This is a genomic window from Photorhabdus hindustanensis (genome assembly GCF_002968995.1).
GTDB lineage: Bacteria > Pseudomonadota > Gammaproteobacteria > Enterobacterales > Enterobacteriaceae > Photorhabdus > Photorhabdus akhurstii.
In genome coordinates this window covers 90,309-111,098 of sequence record NZ_PUWT01000016.1, presented here as the reverse complement: position 1 = coordinate 111,098, position 20,790 = coordinate 90,309, and the positions used below count along the sequence as shown (strand labels likewise).

Genomic DNA, 20,790 nt, shown 5'->3' with positions numbered 1-20,790 from the left:
CCCCAGACTGGCGGCTATCAGACGACCGTAGCCCTGTGTATCGGTCAAATCGGTGCTTTTCCCTTCAAAGACCGTCTTAGCCAACGCATTCGCCATTGCCGGCGGGTCATCACTGTTGTTCATCTGTTGCAGTTTCAGCCGCACTTCGGTTACCCGCGTGAGGAAGGTTTGTAAATTCAGCGTGCTGTCGGCTTTCATGCCCTCCGTTCCTCTGTTTTCTCCCATCAGCGCCAGCAACGGTCCAAAGGTCTCGTTCATTGGCCCGCGCACGCCGACCGTCTGTCGGTCAATCATTCGCGGCGTTTTTTTTATTCAGCAACGTTTTGGCGGATTTCACCAATGAATCCGATAAACTCGGCCCCTGTTGCCCGGTCTCCCCCTGATAGGCCAGTGTGTTCATCAACGCAATCAGCGGCGACTGACGCCTGTCCGCCATCAGGGTTAGCTGGTCGATAACATCCGACAAATTCCGGGTTTTATGCCAGCGCAAACTGTTGAGAAAATCCTGCCACACGCCGGCAAAATCGGTGAAGTAACGGGCGGTCAAGCGGGCTTTCAGCTCTTCGGGTGACACCGCAGCCGAGACTGTCTGACGGTTATCACTCAGCACCCAGTCAATCGCTTCCTTACGTGACGCCACCGCTTCCGCTATCGCTTTTTGTATCCCGCCTTCCCACGCCTGACGGGTAAACATCCCCGGTATCACGCGAGAGGTGGCAAACAGCCGTTCAGCATCGGTGTCGCCGGTCATTTGGTTGAGTGTCAGGTCCGCGTAATTTTTCTCCACCGATTGCAGCATCTGCTGGTAAAGCGCCGCTTCGGCATTGTGCTTACCGAGCTGGAGCAACAAAAGCTGACGCGCCTGTTTAACCAGCGCTTTATCCGGGGTTATCCGCCATTCGGGATGCGCGGGCAGATTCTCCGCATAAAACTTCCACAAACCCCACGACGCGTCCAGCCAGACGCCGGGGGCAATGCCGGCCCGCTCAGGTTCATTTTCATTCAGTATTCGGGTTAAAAACGCAGCATCCGCTTTTTCCGGCTGCGCCATCATCAAATAAGCTTTCAACTGGTCGTGACCGGCTTGCGCCCATTTGGCCCTCAAAGGGCTGCCCGGCGGTAAATTCACTAATGCGCTCAGTTTCGCATGCAGCACCGCCGCCGCTTTGTCCCGTATCAGGCGGTTATTGACCTGCGCATAATAGGGCAGCACCGTCGTCAACAGTTTCTGATTCTGACTCAAGCTAAAACGCTCATACCACGGCACGCCATGTTCAGCCCGGTATTGCAGCCGTTCCACCTCGTTACGCAGCTCCTTTAAAGCTATCAACTGGGCATCAGAATTCTCCGGCTGAGTTTTGAGGTCAGTTACCACCGCCTGCACCTCGACTATCTGGTCACGGTTGGTGAAAAGAGAGAGCACCATGCCGGCGCCCCACAATAAGCCCAGCACTATCAGGCCACGACAGATGGTCTGTGTGCGGAGCATGCCAACCCGCTGACCGTGGAAACGACGACTGCCCTCCAACACCCCCTGCCAGGCCGTATCGGGCAGCCAGATCTGCGGGATGCGAGTCGTCAGCGCCTTAAGCGGCAAACTGAACATCAAACCACGCAGCAAGACCACATCTCCATACTCCGCTAACCACGGCGTCAGGACCTGTTTCCAATGAGCAATCCCCCGTTGTTTCAAATTCGCGGACAGACGACAGAGAAAATCGTGGGCCGTCTTCTCCAGCAGTTGCTGCATCCCGCGCTCGCGCAACGGGTCAACCAATTCTTGCAACTGCGTCTCTACAATATCCGGGGTACAGCGTTCAGGAAAAAAGCAGCCGACAGCCTGAGTGATACGATCTTCCTGAGACCAGATGCTGTGACACACCTGCCACAGGTAGACCGGAGCCTGCCAGCGTAACTGTTGGGCCTGTTTTTGCAACATCCGCAAAGCTTTATCCATCAACACCGGCTGCGCGCTTTGGTTTTCGGTCAGCGCCCAGACAATACCATTGAGCGGCTGGTAACGGCGCAGGCGACGCAGCGCCATCAACTGAGCGGTATCCAGTTCAGCTTGCAAACTGCCGCCCCAGAGCAACAACGAGCGATAACCTTCCTGCCAATACGCCGTGGTCAGCCCCGGCGCGATGGCTTCCACCTGCTCCACTTCGCCCACCACCAGTAAAATGCGGACTCTATACCACCAGAACCGCCCGTAACGGAGGCGCATGCGATCGCCTAAATCACTCAATACCAAAGCGGCCTGGCTAGAGCGACCCGCTGCCCGCTCGATTTCAGGTCTGAGTTTTTTCTGTGCTTTATTCTGCCGAATATGCCACCAGACAGCATTGCCAAATAAGCCTATTAATAGGATCGGAAAAACTGTGGCGTAGGCATACCATGCGGATTTAAGCAGCCCCCGTTCCTCAAGTAATGTTTGATTCAAGTAGATCAACATGAGAAATATCCCAGCAAGGCTAAGGGTAATAAAAATATATCCAAAATAGCCATATTGGTGATGACGATTAACTTTCATTGATGTAATTCCTTAGTCATTAAATAGAGGCTAGCGCTCCCCTCGGGTAATTGATTGATAACGATATGATCGCTACCGGTCAGGCTAATTGCCTCAGTTAGCATGGCTGATGCCAAAAATATCGATAGCGGCCCCGGAGGACCAAAAGTATGATCGATTAAATGAACCGAATTTTCGGTAAAAAGATTAAACGCAGAGTCATGACTGTTAATTGTCAGTTCAGTCAGAGCATCATTCGTGACACCCGTTAGCCAAAGGTGCCGCATGTTATTTTTATCAATACGGTTATATTCAAACAATATCTGTAAGTCTTTGATTATTTCTCCGGGTAATGAAGGTAATGTTCGCCCCATACCGGCAAGGACATTGAGTTTTTCCTGCGTGGCAAATTTTGTCGACGAAAATAATTGAGCCGAGACAAATTCACTGTACGCTTTTTTATTGTTTTCAGAAGGCCAGCACTGGAATGCAATAACCATTATTAGCCCTTCAAAATCATCCTCATTGTATAATTTATCGATCTCATCCCGGTTTATTATCGGTAAAGGACTCATTTTCCACTGTCGATATATCGCAGGCTTATAAGAAGCGTGATCCTCGGAAGCAATATAAATCTGGCGTAAAAGAGAGCGATAACCCGGACACTGTTTTTCAAAATCCTGATCAATGTTAGCCAATAATTGCCGTCTATCGCTCGATGGCAGAGATAATGCCCGCCCTTGCTCAGGAAAAGCAGAAATCTCTTTCGCATCACCTAACAGCGACGCAATACCTTGTTGCTCAGGCGTCAGAATAATATTACCGATCACCGCCAGTTGTTTTCTGCTCCATTGCTGCCATTGGAAACGGGTTTCAGCACTGGCTTCTTCCCAAGCGTATGCTGCCGCGCAATATTGCTCATAGCGATTTAATACCGCACCAAATAATAGCAGCCACACCAGAAAGGACGGTAAACTGCTATAAATCGCCGCGTGATAGAAATCGGTGGTGTCTTTTATAAAAGCATAAATCAGTGTGCCGGCAATCAGTATTAAAAGTAAAATGATAAACCATAACCGATAACGCAGAGGCGACACTGCTTTAAGTTCCGGTATTTCAGGTATGGGCCAACTCATAATAATAACTCGATATTATCCTGGGAAATGGAATCGAAAACAGGCAACAACAATCATATATCACCATTGAATGCATACCTTGTTCCGCATTTAAATAAAAGATCAGGCTACTGATTAATTTAACCGATTTGTCTTTATCATAGAGCGTTAACTCTGTCACGTTTACGATTCTACTTTGATCAGTGATATGACTGATAAACATAATTATCTCCTCATATTCTCATCCGTTTAACCATATAATTTTATCCATACTATGAAGAAGATAAGAGAGCCACTCATTAACACAGCGGCAAAAATCAAGAATGACGCACTCCAGTATTTCTTATCTTGAATGCATTTCTTTATCCGATAAAGAGTAAATGCATCCAGTATCAGAATTATCGGCCAAGTGTAAAATAATATTAAAAGATAGACTAATAATGCCGATCCCCAAAAACCAAAACTAATCACATCTAACCTCACTAACTGATTATTTCTTTAAACATCTGGTTTCTCCTTCCACTGATGGTTAACCCTTACATCCCTATAAGGGGTTTTATTTGAAGCATGTTATTGCCGTTTAAAAGCACCGGGTCTAACCCTGACGGTCTGACTAATTGCATCCCAAAATGCCACGATTTCATTCTGAGTATAGGCTGTTGGTGTTTCTTCATCATTAACCACCGTTAAATCAAACACCGGTGTTTTTTTTCCGCCAGTTTTTTCATTTGTCAGTAATGTAAACAGATAACGCGGATCATCACTATTCGGCTGCTGCCCCACCAACAGCAACTCTTCGGTATCCAACTTATTAATTTTCCTCACTCCTTTACGGAAAACCCCTCCCCGATACAGACTCGGTGCAATTACACCGAAGCGTTCCAGCATACTGTCTTTTTCCCGGATAAAGTTATCCGTCTGTATTCTCACATTCAAATAATTATCCGGGTTCGTTTTATATAATGAACCAATATCTTCCTTATCCCTGTGATTATCGATAATAAACGCATTAGGAATACAACTCCCAGCGGTAGTGGGTATTTCCGTCTCCTTACGTCCTTGTATACGGGATAATAAGTTTTTCAACTCAACCAATTTCTCTGGCACAGTATTGGTATAGACCGTCGGTTCAGTCTGTCGATCCTTGTCATAACGTGCCGCAGAGCCATCTTTCGCTTTCATCTCCACTTTTATTGCCACACCATTATTGTACAGATGAGCTTCCAACACCCGGACTACATCCGGTACACTTTGGTTCTCCATCCGCTCGAAAATAATCCCCTGCATTCCTTCAGGTAAACGGTAGATATTTTTCAAATAAGGCATATCAATCGATTCCACCGTTTTTGTTTGCCGTAATGCCTCTTCCCGTAACTGAATACGCTGCTCAAAAGCAGGTAAGTAGAGCCGTTGAGTCTCTACCCAATTATCATTTACCCTAGCCATATTTACAGTGTTATTGTAGTCCGCTGGCAAATCAACCAAATATCGGCCAATACAACGGGTTTGCAAGTTTGTTAATAATCTATCCACGGCTAATTTTTCCTTCTGATTTAACACAGTATGAGGGGGATAAGGCTGTAACTGTTGCCATAACCCGTAAAACACCAGCAACAACAAGCTGACAATTGCAATAATGATTAATACTCTTTTTCTATTCATCGGGATAAGCTAGGGAAGTTTGTTTAACTAATTGCGCTATTTTGATAATTGCCCGCAGAGTAAAAAAACGGGTTTTATCAGTATTATAGGCATGCTCATGATCAACCTCCGCCCCCAATATTGAACGCAGCCCTCCAGCGGTAAACTTTCCACCCTGCACCGGTACTGTTCCATCACCGGGTTGCTGCGGCTGTTCAAGAATAAAAGCTCTTAAATGGCTATGGTCATCGGGTTTGTTTGGGTCGAGGGAATATCCCACCATGCGTGTATCAGAAAAGTGATTATTAAATGGATCATATACCGGTCTATTAAATGCCAGACTAGGATCATCTCCCCGGTCAACATAACTTCTACGAGTCCACCTCACGACACCGTAAGAGAGGTGTGTGGTACTGTTACCATAAAAAGCATAGGTATTACTGTGATAACAGCTAGTTAGTCCCTCAATAAAAGGCCGGACTTTTGTCGACAATATATCACGATATGTATCCCAATCTGCCTGCATTACTACCGGGTTTCTTTTCTCATTGGTCGGATTAATTAGACGATCTTCACATAGCCCCCACCACTTATCACGTTGCAAGTAGATTTCTTCATAAGGATCGCGTTTGGGTAAGGTATAAAGTGTCTTACCATCTTTAATCTGCAACCACCCAGTGCCATATCTCAAACTAGGTAATAGTTGAAGTGGTCCCGGTGATTGCGCCATCACTGGCGTCATCTCGGCGCCATTACTGCCGATAACCAGTCCGACTCCTCCCCCTTCACCCGCTTTCATCCGTTTATAAGCCGTCGGCGCGCCATAGGTCGGCATGACACCATGTACAATACCCAGTATTTTCTTATGTCCTCCCAGTTTCTCTGAATAGTGACGCGCCACTAATCCCCCCATTGAGTGGGTCACCAGAATCACTTTTTCACAGGGCTGACCACGCTGTTTATAGCGTGTAATAATATCAATAACATACTCAACCAGTTGATTTGCTGAATCAGCATTAGACTGGAGCCAGTTATATCCCATGACATGAACCGGAAATTGATATTGATAACTCAGCTTAATCTCTTTCGATAAAAGCTTTTCTTCCCCCGTTTCCGCCTGTAGATCCATAAACTCCAGTTTCTGGCGCAGGGTCAGTTCTCCTGTCTTATTCAACCGGTTAAACAATAACTCATCCTGATCATCCAACGCAGCCTGGAGCCAGGGTAAAAATTCTCCATAACTCATATAAGATGCCTGCCCCCAGCCTCGCTCTTGACGAGAAGGAAATTTGGGGCCTTCTTTATGATTGTCATCCACCCTTCCACGCAAATCGACCACGGTATTTTCCGGATCAAGCAGCTTTTTTCGTGTTTCTGGTCCTTTTAACATCCACTCCCACACGCTTAAATAACCATCCACACGCCAGACTGATGTTCCATATTGATCTTGCAAATTACTCCCCATCACGCCGGGCAAAAAAATCACTGGGATCACCCGGTTAGGCACCTTATAACAAATCGCCGTCAGGTCCTTGTGACTGGGCGCACTCATTAGCGGGTAATACAACCTGCCATGTTCATCATAAACAGGATAAACAACCACTTTTTCTGATGAGTCAGTCATAATCACTCCTTACCTTCTTTTAAATAAAACTTTATTGCTTCCACACCCAATTTCTTCTGTTTAGCCGTCTTGCCATCTTCACCCGTTATCGAAGAGTGCTGACTATCGTCATGATTGTGTAAAAAGGCATGTTGATCCTTCACCGGCATATCATCAAAAGGCCAGAGCACCTGTGGTGTGACAGAAAAATCCACTGTTTCACGTTGGGAAACCATCTGACTAACACTCTGCCCGCCAAACTTCTGCCACGCTGTCGCCCGTTGGATGATGTGATTGGGCGCACCACATTCCACCTGACCACTCCCTATTCGGATATAACCACCGCCACTGACCAACAAGATCTCCTCTTTAGCACTGATGATCACTTTCCCTTCATGGCTATTCACCGTGATATCTTTCAGTGCCGCCAGCCCCATTGCATCACCCTGCGCCTCAATCTCTACCCGGCCTTTGCTGGCAAACAGTTTGATGCCCAGTTTTTGGGCAAACAGGCTGATCCTTTCACCCGCCGCTACCGTGAATTTTCTCAGCACACTGAAATCGGCATTTTTCCCACTGGTGGCGATAATATTTTCCCCGGCCGCCAACTGGAGGCTTTTTGCCGTCGTCTGCGCGATACCCTCCGGCGCGGAGAGTAACAACGCGGATTTTTTCAGTTCAGCTAATGTTTCACTTAACAACGCCTTCTGTTGCTGCAAATCCGCCAGTTCCGCTTTAGCGATTTCAGCCGCGCCGCATAATGCCTCGGTTAAGGTCTGCGCTTGTTGAAGTTGATTCAGCGCCGCCTCCATCGCCAGCACCTCACCCCCCGCTTTGGCCTGTTTATCCGCACTGATAAACAACCCTTTACCGGCCCGGATCACGCCCCAGTCGTCGGTGCGCAGCTCAAAGCCTTCACCCCGTTTATCCGGGTGTGGGCGCTGGCTATCAACGAGATGACCTAGGTTCAACTGGCTTTTACCGCCGTATTCGGTACTCAGTTTGATATGTTCCCGACCGCGTTCGTCACCCATCCGCAGTTTGTTGTTCGCCGGGGTGCGCAGAATGTTGCATTTGTAGTTGTAGAGATTGACGTGATCCGGGTGCTCCGAGTCATGCAGGGAATAGGCGATATAGGGCCGGTCCGGGTCGCCCCCTTCAAAGGCGATCGCCACTTCGGTGCCTTCCAGCAACGGCCAGTGAAAGCCATACTTCTCCCCCGCATACGGACGCGCCAGACGCACCCACAGGCTTTCGCCTCCTTGCGGCCATTTCTCCCGGTCAAAGTTAAACGCCACCCGATATAAGCCGTCTTTGTCGATATCGCCGTAGATATCATTCACTTTCGTGCTGCTCACCCGCGCAGGTATCGTGCCCGCCATCACCGGTTTCGGCACCCGTTCCGGGCGAAAGCAGACGGTTTCAGAATAAGGAATGGCGGTAAACGCCATTTCAAAACTGCTGTCCCGGCGAGCGCTGTTGGTGATCTGGGTGATGATCGCCCCTTTGCGAAATGCTTCCGGGGCGTCTCCTTTCACTTTTAGTTCCTGCCCCGGCACCAGCGTGGCGGAGGTGGTCATCCCCCGCAGGCGAATGCGTTGATTCAGGTAACGCTCGTGATGCAGGCGGGCATAAAACACTCCACTTTCCGTCTCCGGTTGATAGGCGTAACGATCACCGGGTATCCGGTAGTCATCACGGTAATGATACGCTTCACCATAGGTGGTGCGGTCGCCCCGTGTCACATCCGCCTCGGTGTTCAAGCCGGGATATGGCCGGGCATCGTGGTAGTCATAATTGCGGGTTGTAATTTTTCCCTCCACCACCTGATACGCGGTCTCCATGCCCCACACCACCGCGTCCTCCTCGCCGTGCATGCCTGACGGATTACGGGCAGGCAGGTAGACGTTGAACTGGTAGTCACGCTGGTCGTCGTAAAACTCCACCACATCGATCTTTAATCGGTCATCCGCCGTCACTTTGTACCAGATACCCACTTCCGCCAGCAGGCGTTGGATAAAGCGCAGGTCATCTTCGCCATACTGCATCACCTGTTCCCGCCTCGGGTAGCTGTATGCCAGGCTGAACAGGAAATCCTGCCCGCGAAATCCATGACGATCCCGCAGGATTTTCTCCACAATCTCCGGCACCGACAGTTTTTGGTAGATGGCGTATTGATGGCTTCTCGCCAGCAATGCCAACCGTGGCTCTAGCGTCACTTCATAGCGGCTTTCATCCGGTGAGGTGGAGAGCAGTTTAAAGCCGCTGATCACCCCGTAAACCGAGCGCAATGGCGCCGGGGGTTCGATCGGCCAGCCCCGTATCCCCAGATTGATCTCAGGCGAAGTCAGGGTAAATGCAGCCTGCTGCATCAGCATCTGTGCCGGTTCAATCCCTTTCTCCACACTGGTGAATTCAATGGCATAGTGAAACGGCTGGCTTAAGGCTTCCTGCCCGGTAAAGGCCAACACATCCAGCGGGGCTTTATTGTGCCACACTTTTAGTCTGTAACGACTGTGATCAAAGATAATCACCGGTGTTGAATACGTCATATTTTCTCCTAAATCTTCTGCGATCATGAGTAAATGATAAGAACTCAATATAGGGCCATGTCATTATGGTTATATCGGGAAGTAACCCACACCGGTATTTCCCGGTCGGCAGTTAAGTAAACCGTAGATATTTACCCGGACTATGCATGTTTTCGTAATACATCAACACATGAACAGGATGAGCGATTTTTAAATTTTCCTATCTTCTTGGCGGGTGCTTATAAAGATCAACTCTTTTTTTCAAAAAAATACGATTTTTAATGTACCCTCTTATCTCTGTCGATATAGCGGCATGTTGAACAAGATATTTAGACTCCATAAACAGTAACATGACATTTATTGACAAAAATAAGCTTGCATTGATTGCCATAAAATGAGAAGGACTTGAGCATTCTGTTATAATCAGATAATCCCCCATAAGAGCAATATCCTATTTTCATTCCTATTCAATATGTTACATGGATTTCAATTTCATTATTCCTTTTTAAATATCACGCATCAATTCACTGTAAAAAAGAATAATTCTCATTCATGCTATACTAATAACAAGATATCCAGTGATGCAAGATAAAAAAACAGACCAACCTCATTGCCACAAGGCAAGTGTAAAGGCGCTACCACGAATACAATCCGATGGATTAATCAGAATATTGTTAATGATACTCTGTCAGGATATCTACCCTTTTACTGTCCCAAGAATTAGCAATTCGATTAACCGATTCAAACAACCTATTATCAAGAATGAGTGTAAATTACATTTCATGCTGATATGCCCACCATTTATTCCTTAATCTTCTACAACAAGATAAATTATTTATAGAGCAAGACAATTCTCTTAATTAGCCGATAATAAAGTCAAGACTTTTTTATCATAAAATGTCTCTCGTTTAATTTTCATTAAACTTCAAAATAAATCACTAAACGTTTCCCAGTAAAACAGTCAACAATCCCAATGAATATGATATTCATTGATAACATGCTCATTTGTTTTTAATGAGAATTTATTCACAAAGATAGAGATAAATGAGTACTAAGACGTGGCAAATAATTACCAATTAATCAATAAAGTAACTTTTTGATGTTAAATAAATTCATCAAGTAATGGAACTATCTACCTTGTTAAGCTGTCATAAATTGATGAGATTCATTCCCCTATAATTAAGGATAGAAACTATAATGCTAAAACAACTTATCTCAGCTACTCTGATTTTTATACTGTCAACTGCTGCACTCGCAGGAAAACCACAAAACTATCTCTACACTTCATCCGATGAGCTCGATCAATTACGTCCTCTGTTAGAACGTCAAGACATTGATGGTGTACAAATTGTTTATAACTGGAAACAATTGGAGAGTGAGCCGGGGAAATATGATTTTTCCGCCATCGAAAAAGATCTGTCGTTGCTTAATAGAATAAAAAAGAAGCTGTTTATTCAGATCCAAGATCGCTTTTTTGAGAAAAATGCTCGCTACATTCCATTTTATCTCCAACAAGACACAAAATATCAAGGCGGTTTAGTTGCTCAAGTTGATAATCCCGGTGAAGGCAAAGCACAAAGTTATGGTTGGGTCGCTATTCAGTGGAATACAGCGTTGCGCAAAAGCTATCAGAATCTGCTTTCCGAACTGGCAAAAGAATTTGATGGCCGTATTGCCGGGATTAATCTACCAGAAACCGCCGTTGATATTGATATGAAACAGGATAAGACTGGTTTTAGCTGTGACCGCTATTTTGCCGCCGAACTTGATAATATCAAATTTGCCCGCCAGGTATTTAAAAAATCCTACGTGGTACAATACGTTAATTTCTGGCCATGTGAATGGGATAATGATCATCAATATATGTCTCGTTTTTTTAACTTTGCGTCGAAAAATAAGATCGGTCTCGGCGGCCCCGATATCGTACCGTATCAACCTGCTCAGATGAAAAACGCTTATCCCTTTTTCAATCGCTACAAGGGCAAACTGGATTTGGTGGCAATGGCAGTCCAGGAGCCCACACTAACCTATACCAACCCAAAAACCAAAAAACCCTTCACTCAGCAGGAGTTTACCGATTTTGCCGAAAGCTACTTAGGGGCGAACATCATTTTTTGGAGCGCCACAACACCGTGGCTAAAACAATAAAACAAAAGTCATGCAGATTTGTGCATGCACAAATGGGTTGTCCTGACATCAGATGAGAATGAATAAAAATGTCAGGCTTGTCGTATACGTTGCCAAAAGGCGAGGAAACGATCCATTTTTCCTCACCATGACCAGATATTCACTCGGAATATTCAAATAAGAATTATAAATATAAGTTTATCATTTAGGTACAGTGAAAAGTCTTTATAATTATCTCCACATAACAACAACGCGGAGCTTACAATAATCCTCTCCGCGTAGGTGAATTTTAACTCATGTCATTGACTGAATCGATGAAACGATTAAGTACACTTGAGTGCGATTTAGATTTATAAATATAACATTGATTTGCTGCACCAGGTTTTGCAATAGGAACAAAACTCAAAGCATCTCCTCCTTCCAATTCGTCAGGATGAGAATCGGTAATAAATATATAATCTCTGGAATAAATGAAATTCATGCAGCATCCCATATTATCCATCTGACGCATATTTACTTTTCCACCACTTTGAATAACTTCTTCTTCCAGGTTTTTAATGAAACTACTTTTATAAAGTACAGGATCGCATAGCCAAGTATTACTCTTGAGCAATTGCATCACATCGCCACCAGCAATATCCAATAATTCTTTTCGGCAGCAAATTCCCAATTCAGGCCCTTTTATTTTACGAATGAGACTAAAACGGTCACTTAGTATCTTTTCTGAGCTCAGAATGAGCGTGTTGCCGTCGTAATCCACTATTTCTTCAATGTTATCATAACTAAACCGGAATATATTTACCTGGGAGCTATTTCTGTCAGCTGCTTTATATAAATAAATAAGATGTTTGTTTTTCCCCCAATCGTAATAAATATTAACTATGTTACATATACTACCACTGATATGTTTTTTAGTTATTTCTTTTTCTTGTAAATAAAGATCTTTAAGATCATTATATAATTCTAAACCATCTTTAGTCAGACTCATCCCAAATTTCTCCCTTTTGAAAAGGCGCTTCCCTAATGTTGCCTCGAAGTCTTTGATTGATTTAGCTACTGGAGGAGTTGTACGGTTCATCACTCTTGCCGCTTTACTTAAAGAACCATTTTCCACCACTGCCATGAATGCTTCTAATTTACGAGAAAAAAACATAATTCACCGTTCCTATATAACTTGTGGCTAAAATAATTTCTTTGAAATAGCCTTCACCAAATGACAGCTAAATCAAGTTTGATACTGTGAAGGCATAAATTTTGTACAAAAAAACAAATACTTCTCAAACATATACCACATAAAAAAAAGCGTATGTTCAATACATAGGTGGCTCAATAAACTCTATTATTCATGTTTATCATGGTTCAAAAATTAATCTCAACCAATCAACCATTAGAAAATATAAACATTACTAACGAGCTCAATTTTCTATCAAAGATTAGGATAGGGTTCTACATTTTTCAGTAATCAATTTTTGTAACACTTGAGATAAAAACGGTCTAACAGAGGCTGTTTCTCACCACAAATTATTATATTTTCCACAACAAATTATAATATTAGGGGGGCCGTTACTATTTCGTACTGACCATTGTCAATAGTTACTTTTTAAGATCCATCTGTTATTATTGTTCCTGTGTCTTTTTACTGGATGGCTGTAAAAGATGAAATTTATCTCTTTTAATATTAATGGATTACGTGCCCGCCCCCATCAGTTAGCTGCGATCGTCGAGCAACATCGACCCGATGTTATCGGCTTACAGGAAACAAAAGTTCATGACGAAGCGTTCCCTTTAGAAGAGGTGAGAGAACTTGGCTATCATGTATTTTATCACGGCCAGAAAGCCCATTACGGCGTCGCTCTGTTAACGCGCCAGGCGCCTCTTGCCGTATATCGTGGTTTTCCAGGGGATGATGAAGATGCTCAACGCCGTGTTATCATGGCAGAAATGGAGACCCCACACGGGCCATTGACCGTTATTAATGGCTATTTTCCACAGGGAGAAAGCCGTGAACATCCAGTGAAATTTCCGGCAAAAGAGAAATTTTATCAGGATCTGCAAAACTATCTGGAGCAAAACTTAACCCCTCAATCACAAGTGATTATCATGGGCGATATGAATATCAGCCCGACAGATCTGGATATCGGAATTGGTGAGAACAACCAAAAGCGCTGGTTAAAAACAGGTAAATGTTCTTTCCTGCCAGAAGAGAGAGATTGGATGGATCGCCTGAAAAACTGGGGCCTGGTTGATACATTCCGCCATCTCAATCCTGAATGTAACGACCAATTTTCCTGGTTTGATTATCGCTCCAAAGGATTTGATGATAATCGCGGGCTACGTATTGATTTATTGCTTGCAACTAAACCCTTGGTGGAGCGCTGTATCGCAACAGGTATTGACTATAAAATCCGTGAGATGGAAAAACCTTCGGACCATGCCCCTGTTTGGGCAGAATTTAAAATCTGATATTCTATTAACATAGAATATCAATCGTTTATTTTAAAATAACGTTAATTAATAATTGCTGCGCCCTATGGCGCAGCTGTTTTACTATTTTTTGTTGCTTTCGTTTTTTTCCCTCTTTTATCTTTAACCGGCAGTGGTGGTAAATCACGAAAAGCTGTTAAATTACGGTTCTGTTTAGCCTGCCAAATTAATTGCTGCAATGTCTCCTCAAGCGGCCCCATGAAATCTTGATAGCGGAACTGTTTTTCGCTGATTTGTGTTAACCGGGATTCCCAATGGGCGGTCATATCCGGTAAAGCAGCCATATCAGGCAATACATGAATCAACGCCCTACCCGCAGGTGTAGCATGAATATGGCGCCCTTGCTTATAAAGAAACTCCCGCTTAAACAGCAATTCGATAATGCCAGCCCGGGTTGCTTCCGTCCCCAGTCCATCTGTTGCACGAAGAACTTTTTTCAGTTCCTTATCCTGTACAAAACGGGCAATTCCCGTCATAGCAGAAAGGATAGTTGCATCAGTAAATGGTTTCGGCGGTTGGGTTTGGCGCTCTACCACCTCCCCTCTTTCACACAATAATTCATCACCTTTAGCAACAACGGGTAATGGCGTTCCGTCATTCTCTTCATCACGCTCTTTATTACCAAGCAACGTTCTCCAACCTGCCTCAGCAAGAAAACGAGCTTTAGCAATAAATTTTCCACCGGCAATTTCTAATTCAATAACACATTTACGGAATATGGCATCCGGGAAAAATTGCATCAAATATTGTCTGGCAATCAAACCATAAACATTAGCCTCATTATCCGTCAGATTTATATGACTACTTCGTGCTGTCGGGATAATTGCATGGTGAGCATCAACCTTTTTATCATCCCAACAACGATTCTTTCTATCTATTTCCAATAATTCTTGTGGCAACAGATTTGTTGCGTGAATAGATATCGCATTAAGCACTGCATGACGACCGGCAAAGTGTTCATCAGGCAAATAACGGCAATCAGAACGAGGATAAGTAATTAGCTTATGTGTTTCATACAATCGCTGACAAATATCCAACACTTGTTGCGCATTTAGGCCAAAACGCTTAGCAGCTTCAATCTGCAAAGAAGATAATGAAAATGGCAAAGGCGCGATTTCAGATTCCCGTTTATCCTGATAAGAGGTCACATAGGCTGGTTGACCGGTTATTCTGGCAACCACATGTTCAGCCAAAGGCCGGTGTATCAATCGTCCTTCTTCATCCAAAAAATCGATACAAGATTCACTTGGTTGCCAGATAGCGATAAAACGTTCATCTTTCGGCGTGACAATATGCGCTTTCACCTCAAAAAAATCTTTGGGTACGAAATGCTCAATCTCTTCATCCCTGCGGACCACTAACCCCAAAACCGGAGTCTGAACACGCCCGACAGATAATACCCCCTGATACCCTGCATTACGGCCAAGCAAGGTATAGGCGCGGGTCATATTAATGCCATACAACCAATCCGCTCTGGCTCTGGCGAGAGCTGAAACACATAGCGGAATAAAATCCCGGTTATCTCTCAACCGCTCAACCGCTCTGGTCACCGCCTGTGGATTTAGATCACTTATTAAGCAACGACGAACATTTTTACGCCTGACATCATCCAGCTTCAAAAAATCCAGAACCTCATCCACCAACAGTTGCCCTTCCCGATCCGGGTCACCGGCATGCACTATTTCATCGGCTTTTTCCAACAACGTCTGGATAATGTTGAGCTGTTTCTCAACAGAAGGTCGCGGTTTTAACTGCCATCTTTCAGGAATAATTGGAAGATCAACTAATGACCAACGGGCAAAACGACCGTCGTAGGCATCAGGTTCGGCTTGTTCCAGCAAGTGACCGATACACCAGGTAACAAACTGGTTATCGCCACAAGCAATAAAGCCATCACCACGGCGATGCGGTTTGGGTAAAATATCGGCAATCGCCCTGGCCAGGCTAGGTTTTTCTGCAATAAAAAGCCGCATGGATATTATTCATTAACCTCAATTAGTACTCTGCCTGACTGTTGCTCAGACAATTCACCAATCGCGGTCAGTTCGATGCCATGACATCGTGCAATTGCTTTCACTTCGTCCATAGCTTCTGGTAGAACAGCCAACAGCAGGCCGCCGGATGTTTGTGGATCACATAACAGTTTGCGTTGAAGTTCTGTCATTTCACCAACAAGATGACCGTAACTATCAAAGTTACGCCCGGTTCCCCCCGGAACACAACCCTTTTCAATATAGGATTCCACTTCCGGCAGTTTAGGCACTTTTGCAAAATGGAGAGTGGCCTGAACCCCCGATCCTTCACAAATTTCACTCAAATGCCCTAACAGACCAAACCCGGTTACATCAGTCATTGCGGTAACACCCGCCACCTCGGCAAAATCCATCCCCAACTTATTTAAACGACACATGGTTTCGATCGCGACGCCCTGATGTTCAGGCAACAACAAGCCTTTTTTCTCCGCCGTGGTTAATACACCGATGCCAAGCGGCTTGGTCAGCAATAGCTGGCTGCCCGCTTTCGCCGCGCTGTTCTGCTTCACTCGGTCAATATTAACGATACCGGTTACAGCCAGACCAAAAATAGGTTCAGGCGCATCAATAGAGTGCCCTCCCGCCAGCGCAATCCCAGCCCCTTTACACGCAGCCCGGCCACCTTCAATCACCTTACGGGCAATTTCCGGCGCCAATTTATCGATAGGCCATCCCAAAATAGCTATCGCCATGATGGGCTTACCGCCCATCGCATAAATATCACTGATAGCATTTGTGGCAGCAATGCGCCCAAAATCAAATGGATCATCTACAATCGGCATGAAGAAATCTGTCGTACTGACAATACCGGTCCCGTTGCCAATATCATAAACCGCAGCATCATCACGGGTTTCATTACCAACTAGTAAATGAGGGTCAAGAAATTTTTCCTGCTCACTATGTAGAATGGTTTCCAAAACTTTTGGTGAAATTTTACAACCGCATCCAGCGCCGTGGCTATATTGGGTAAGGCGAACTTCTGTTGACATAACAGACCCCGGTTACAAGTAGCTGACAAAATTGGTCATATCCGGCGGAGTAACCTTATTGGGCGCTCTTAACACAAGCGTTCCAAGGTAGAGAAAACCCACTATTTTGTCATGTTCATCACACCCCAAACCGGCACGCACAGTATTATCATCAATCCACGGACCGGTACGCCAGATACCACCAAACCCTTGAGCCACCGCCGCCATTTGCATCGCATGTACCGCACAACCCGCGGAAACCACCTGTTCCCATTCCGGTATTTTGGAATTCTCAGCCACTTTTGCAATAACAGCGATGATTAATGGCGCGCGATAAGGAGCGCTTTTCGCTTTTTCTTCCGCATCAGCGCCAAGCTGACTATCAATGGCTGCTTGATGGAGTAATCGACTAAACCGTTCAATACCTTCATCCTGCATGACAATAAAGCGCCACGGACGTAGTGCGCCATGATCAGGCGCTCTCATTCCCGCCGCCAGAATATGCTGTAATGCTTCACCTTGAGGCGCCGGGGTTGTTAAACGTGATACTGAACGTCTGTTCAACAAAAGTTCTAATGCATCCATCTTTTCTCTCCTAGATAATGTATTTTATTATAAGCTAACATTTTCTGTTTATTTGTTAACAAATAAAAGTCCCAAAAGCTGTCTTTTCAGACAATATGCCACTATTTGAAGCTGACATTTACATGTCTGATCATTAGGATAGCTTTACTTGATCCTATTTTTGGAGATGATATGCGTATTTTATGGAAGTTGATCGCAAGATTATTTAAATGGAGTTGGCGACTATTAAATTTTATTCGGGAAGTCATTTCAAACCTGATTTTTATCATGCTGGTTCTGGTTGTGATTGGCGGTTTCCTGCTTTATCAACAGCCAAACAAAACGGCAGATAGTTATCGGGGAGCATTATATGTCAATCTCACCGGTGTTATTGTGGATCAGGTCTCCAGCCGTACTCCATTGACTCAATTGAGCCGTGAACTGTTTGGCGCATCCGGCAATAAATTTCAGGAAAACTCCCTGTTTGACATTGTTGATAGCATTCGCCAGGCAAAAACCGATACCAAAATCACGGGTCTGGTGCTGAAACTTGATGATTTCATCGGCGCCGACCAGCCATCCATGCAGTATATCGGTAAGGCAATTAATGAGTTTAAAACTTCCGGTAAACCCGTTTATGCTATCAGTGATAGTTATAATCAGTCACAGTATTATCTGTCTACCTTTGCCGATAAAATCTATCTATCGCCACAAGGAACGGTTGGTCTTTATGGCTATTCAACCAATAACCTGTATTACAAATCCTTGCTGGACTCACTGAAAGTCACCGCGCATATTTTCCGCGTCGGCACGTATAAATCAGCCGTTGAACCGGTTATGCGTGATGATATGTCCCCCGATGCCCGCGAAGCTGATAGCCGTTGGGTCAACGGTCTGTGGCACAACTATCTCAATACTGTCGCTACCAACCGCAAACTCACTGTTGATCAAGTATTCCCAGGCGCTGATGAGATGATTGCCGGCTTACGTGCTGTTGGCGGAGACAATGCGCAATATGCTCTTAAACATAAGCTGGTCGATTATGTTGCGCCACGCAATGTCATTGAAAGCGACATGACAAAAGCCTTTGGTTGGGACGAAAAAAACCGCCACTTCAATGCTATCAGCATTTACGATTATGCACCGCAATTGGTGGAAGGCAGATCATCATCTAAAGGCAATATCGCCGTTATTGTCGCACAAGGCGCAATCGTCGATGGGCAGCAGACGCCAGGTATGGTTGGCGGTGACACAACCGCCGCTCAGATTCGTCAAGCCCGTCTGGATGATAATATCAAAGCCGTTATTCTGCGAGTAAACAGCCCTGGCGGCAGTGTGAGCGCTTCTGATGTTATTCGCACTGAACTGGCCGCGCTACGCGCAGCGAACAAACCTGTAGTGGTTTCTATGGGGGGAATGGCGGCATCCGGCGGTTACTGGATCTCTACTCCATCTAATTACATCATCGCAAACCAAAGTACGTTGACGGGTTCTATCGGTATCTTCGGTGTCATCACCACTTATGAAAACAGTCTGGAACATATTGGTATCCACACTGATGGCGTTTCCACGACGCCACTCGCGGGTATTTCTGTTACCAAAGGACTCAGCAAACAGTTCTCAGAGCTGATGCAGCTTAATATCGAAAATGGCTATAACAACTTTATCGGTATTGTTGCTGATTCACGCCATAAAACACGTGAAGAAGTCGATAAAATTGCTCAGGGGCATGTGTGGATTGGTCATGATGCTAAAACCAATGGATTGGTCGACCAATTAGGGGATTTCGATGATGCGGTCACTAAAGCGGCTGCATTGGCAAAATTGGATAACCCAGAGCTTGACTGGATGCAACCTGAAATGTCATTCAGTGAGTTGCTGATGAGTCAGTTGACAACAACCGCGCAAGTTATCGTACCGGAAGCGGTTCAAGCTTGGCTCCCCGCTCCACTGGCGCAGGTGGCTCAGGAAGTGAAACAACAAAGTGAGTTCTATCGCCATCTGAATGATCCACAAAATCGTTATGCATTCTGTTTAAATTGCGGAGATATTCGCTAAACAGCCCATAATAATGCCTGATTCCAGGTAATAACTCGATTAATTTAGCCTGACAAATCCCTGTCAGGCTTTTTTTCTTCTGTAATACTCCTATAATCCAGCTGATCTTTTTATGAGGTACAGTCATGCAGAAGAAGTCTATTTATGTCGTCTATACTGGCGGAACTATTGGGATGCAACACTCATCTCAGGGATACATTCCCGTTTCCGGGCATTTACAGCGTCAATTAACAAAGATGCCCGAATTCCATCGACCGGAAATGCCGACATTCACCATCCGTGAACATCAACCACTGATCGATTCTTCTGATATGACCCCAGAAGACTGGCAGTTTATCGCTGATGATATCCGAGAAAATTACCATGATTATGATGGGTTCGTGATCCTGCATGGTACGGATACAATGGCATTTACGGCATCGGCCCTCTCCTTTATGTTTGAGAATCTGAGTAAGCCAGTCATTGTCACAGGGTCGCAAATCCCACTGGAAGCACTGCGCTCTGATGGGCAAACAAACTTATTGAACGCGCTTTACCTTGCCGCTAATTACCCGGTTAACGAGGTCAGCCTGTTTTTCAATAATAAACTGTTTCGTGGGAATCGAACCGTCAAAGCACATGCCGACGGTTTCGATGCTTTTGCCTCGCCAAACTGTTCTCCATTAATGGAAGCCGGTATTAACATCAAAACTTTCAATGCCTGTTCTGCCCCTGCCAGTCATGGTGAGTTTATTACTCATCGGATTACCCCGCAGCCAATTGGCGTAATCACCATTTACCCTGGCCTTTCCAGTCAGGTTGTGAATAATATTTTAATGCAGCCGGTTAAGGCTCTCATCCTGCGCTCGTATGGCGTCGGAAACGCACCTCAGCACCCTGAACTGCTGAAAGAGCTAAAACAGGCAACAGAGAGAGGGATCGTGGTTGTTAATTTGACTCAATGCATTTCTGGCCGAGTAAATATGGAAGGTTATGCAACGGGCCATGCTCTGGCGGAAGCAGGGGTAATCAGCGGCTACGATATGACTTTTGAAGCAACTTTAACCAAGTTGCACTATTTACTCAGTCAACCCTATAGCAATGAAAAAATTCGTTATTTAATGCAACAAAATTTACGTGGTGAATTAAGTTATCCTGATAAATAATCAAGGAAAAAG

The 20,790-nt window shown here is 45.0% G+C and carries 14 protein-coding genes; 4 read left to right on the top strand and 10 right to left on the bottom strand.

All coding sequences use genetic code 11. From position 1 onward, the window contains the following. The 6 genes from C6H66_RS26665 to C6H66_RS07075 form a co-directional block, all read right to left on the bottom strand. A partial coding sequence (locus C6H66_RS26665; protein WP_248000626.1) for a hypothetical protein occupies positions 1-258 on the bottom strand: 258 nt, incomplete at its 3' end. A gap of 28 nt (positions 259-286) precedes the next feature. After that, complete coding sequence (locus tag C6H66_RS07105; protein ID WP_248000625.1) at positions 287-2,530, bottom strand: ImcF-related family protein; 2,244 nt, start codon at positions 2,528-2,530, stop codon at positions 287-289. Next, a complete protein-coding gene (locus C6H66_RS07100) occupies positions 2,527-3,645 on the bottom strand; it encodes a hypothetical protein (RefSeq protein ID WP_105395193.1) in 1,119 nt (372 codons plus the stop codon). Before C6H66_RS07100 ends, C6H66_RS07105 begins: the two co-directional genes overlap by 4 nt. 549 nt (positions 3,646-4,194) lie before the next feature. After that, the gene (locus tag C6H66_RS07085; protein ID WP_105395191.1) at positions 4,195-5,286 is read right to left on the bottom strand and encodes a T6SS immunity protein Tli4 family protein; all 1,092 of its coding nucleotides are present in this window, start codon (positions 5,284-5,286) and stop codon (positions 4,195-4,197) included. Continuing rightward, positions 5,279-6,889 (bottom strand): esterase/lipase family protein, encoded by a 1,611-nt coding sequence (locus C6H66_RS07080; protein ID WP_105395190.1) that lies wholly within the window; start codon positions 6,887-6,889, stop codon positions 5,279-5,281. The genes C6H66_RS07085 and C6H66_RS07080 overlap by 8 nt, the downstream gene beginning before the upstream one ends. Before the next feature lie 2 nt (positions 6,890-6,891). Then, positions 6,892-9,420, bottom strand: coding sequence for a type VI secretion system Vgr family protein (locus C6H66_RS07075; RefSeq protein ID WP_105395189.1), 2,529 nt, complete (start codon positions 9,418-9,420; stop codon positions 6,892-6,894). A gap of 1,176 nt (positions 9,421-10,596) precedes the next feature. Here C6H66_RS07075 and C6H66_RS07065 point away from each other — a divergent pair. Beyond that, a complete protein-coding gene (locus C6H66_RS07065) occupies positions 10,597-11,547 on the top strand; it encodes an aldo-keto reductase family protein (RefSeq protein WP_105395188.1) in 951 nt (316 codons plus the stop codon). A 268-nt stretch (positions 11,548-11,815) separates the two neighbouring features. Here C6H66_RS07065 and C6H66_RS07060 read toward each other — a convergent pair whose 3' ends face one another. After that, a complete protein-coding gene (locus tag C6H66_RS07060) occupies positions 11,816-12,679 on the bottom strand; it encodes a helix-turn-helix domain-containing protein (RefSeq protein ID WP_036780805.1) in 864 nt (287 codons plus the stop codon). A 503-nt stretch (positions 12,680-13,182) separates the two neighbouring features. Here C6H66_RS07060 and xthA point away from each other — a divergent pair. Continuing rightward, positions 13,183-13,989, top strand: a complete 807-nt coding sequence (xthA, locus tag C6H66_RS07055; protein WP_046397482.1) for an exodeoxyribonuclease III — start codon at positions 13,183-13,185, stop codon at positions 13,987-13,989. Between the two features lie 65 nt (positions 13,990-14,054). Here the strand turns inward: xthA and C6H66_RS07050 are convergent, their stop codons facing one another. Genes C6H66_RS07050 through C6H66_RS07040 form a run of 3 tightly spaced genes read right to left on the bottom strand, consistent with a single transcriptional unit; the run spans position 14,055 to position 17,596 of the window. After that, complete coding sequence (locus C6H66_RS07050) at positions 14,055-15,983, bottom strand: DNA topoisomerase III (RefSeq protein WP_036780803.1); 1,929 nt, start codon at positions 15,981-15,983, stop codon at positions 14,055-14,057. Positions 15,984-15,988: 5 nt separating this feature from the next. After that, positions 15,989-17,032, bottom strand: a complete 1,044-nt coding sequence (selD, locus tag C6H66_RS07045) for a selenide, water dikinase SelD (RefSeq protein WP_046397480.1) — start codon at positions 17,030-17,032, stop codon at positions 15,989-15,991. Between the two features lie 12 nt (positions 17,033-17,044). Continuing rightward, entirely contained in the window at positions 17,045-17,596 is a 552-nt protein-coding gene (locus C6H66_RS07040; RefSeq protein WP_046397479.1) for an NAD(P)H nitroreductase, read from the bottom strand. Between the two features lie 171 nt (positions 17,597-17,767). On the opposite strand from C6H66_RS07040, the gene sppA reads away from it, so the two are divergent. Both sppA and ansA read left to right on the top strand, forming a co-directional pair. After that, the gene (gene sppA, locus C6H66_RS07035; protein WP_105395187.1) at positions 17,768-19,633 is read left to right on the top strand and encodes a signal peptide peptidase SppA; all 1,866 of its coding nucleotides are present in this window, start codon (positions 17,768-17,770) and stop codon (positions 19,631-19,633) included. A gap of 125 nt (positions 19,634-19,758) precedes the next feature. Further along, complete coding sequence (gene ansA, locus C6H66_RS07030) at positions 19,759-20,778, top strand: asparaginase (RefSeq protein ID WP_046397477.1); 1,020 nt, start codon at positions 19,759-19,761, stop codon at positions 20,776-20,778. Positions 20,779-20,790: the final 12 nt, after the last annotated feature.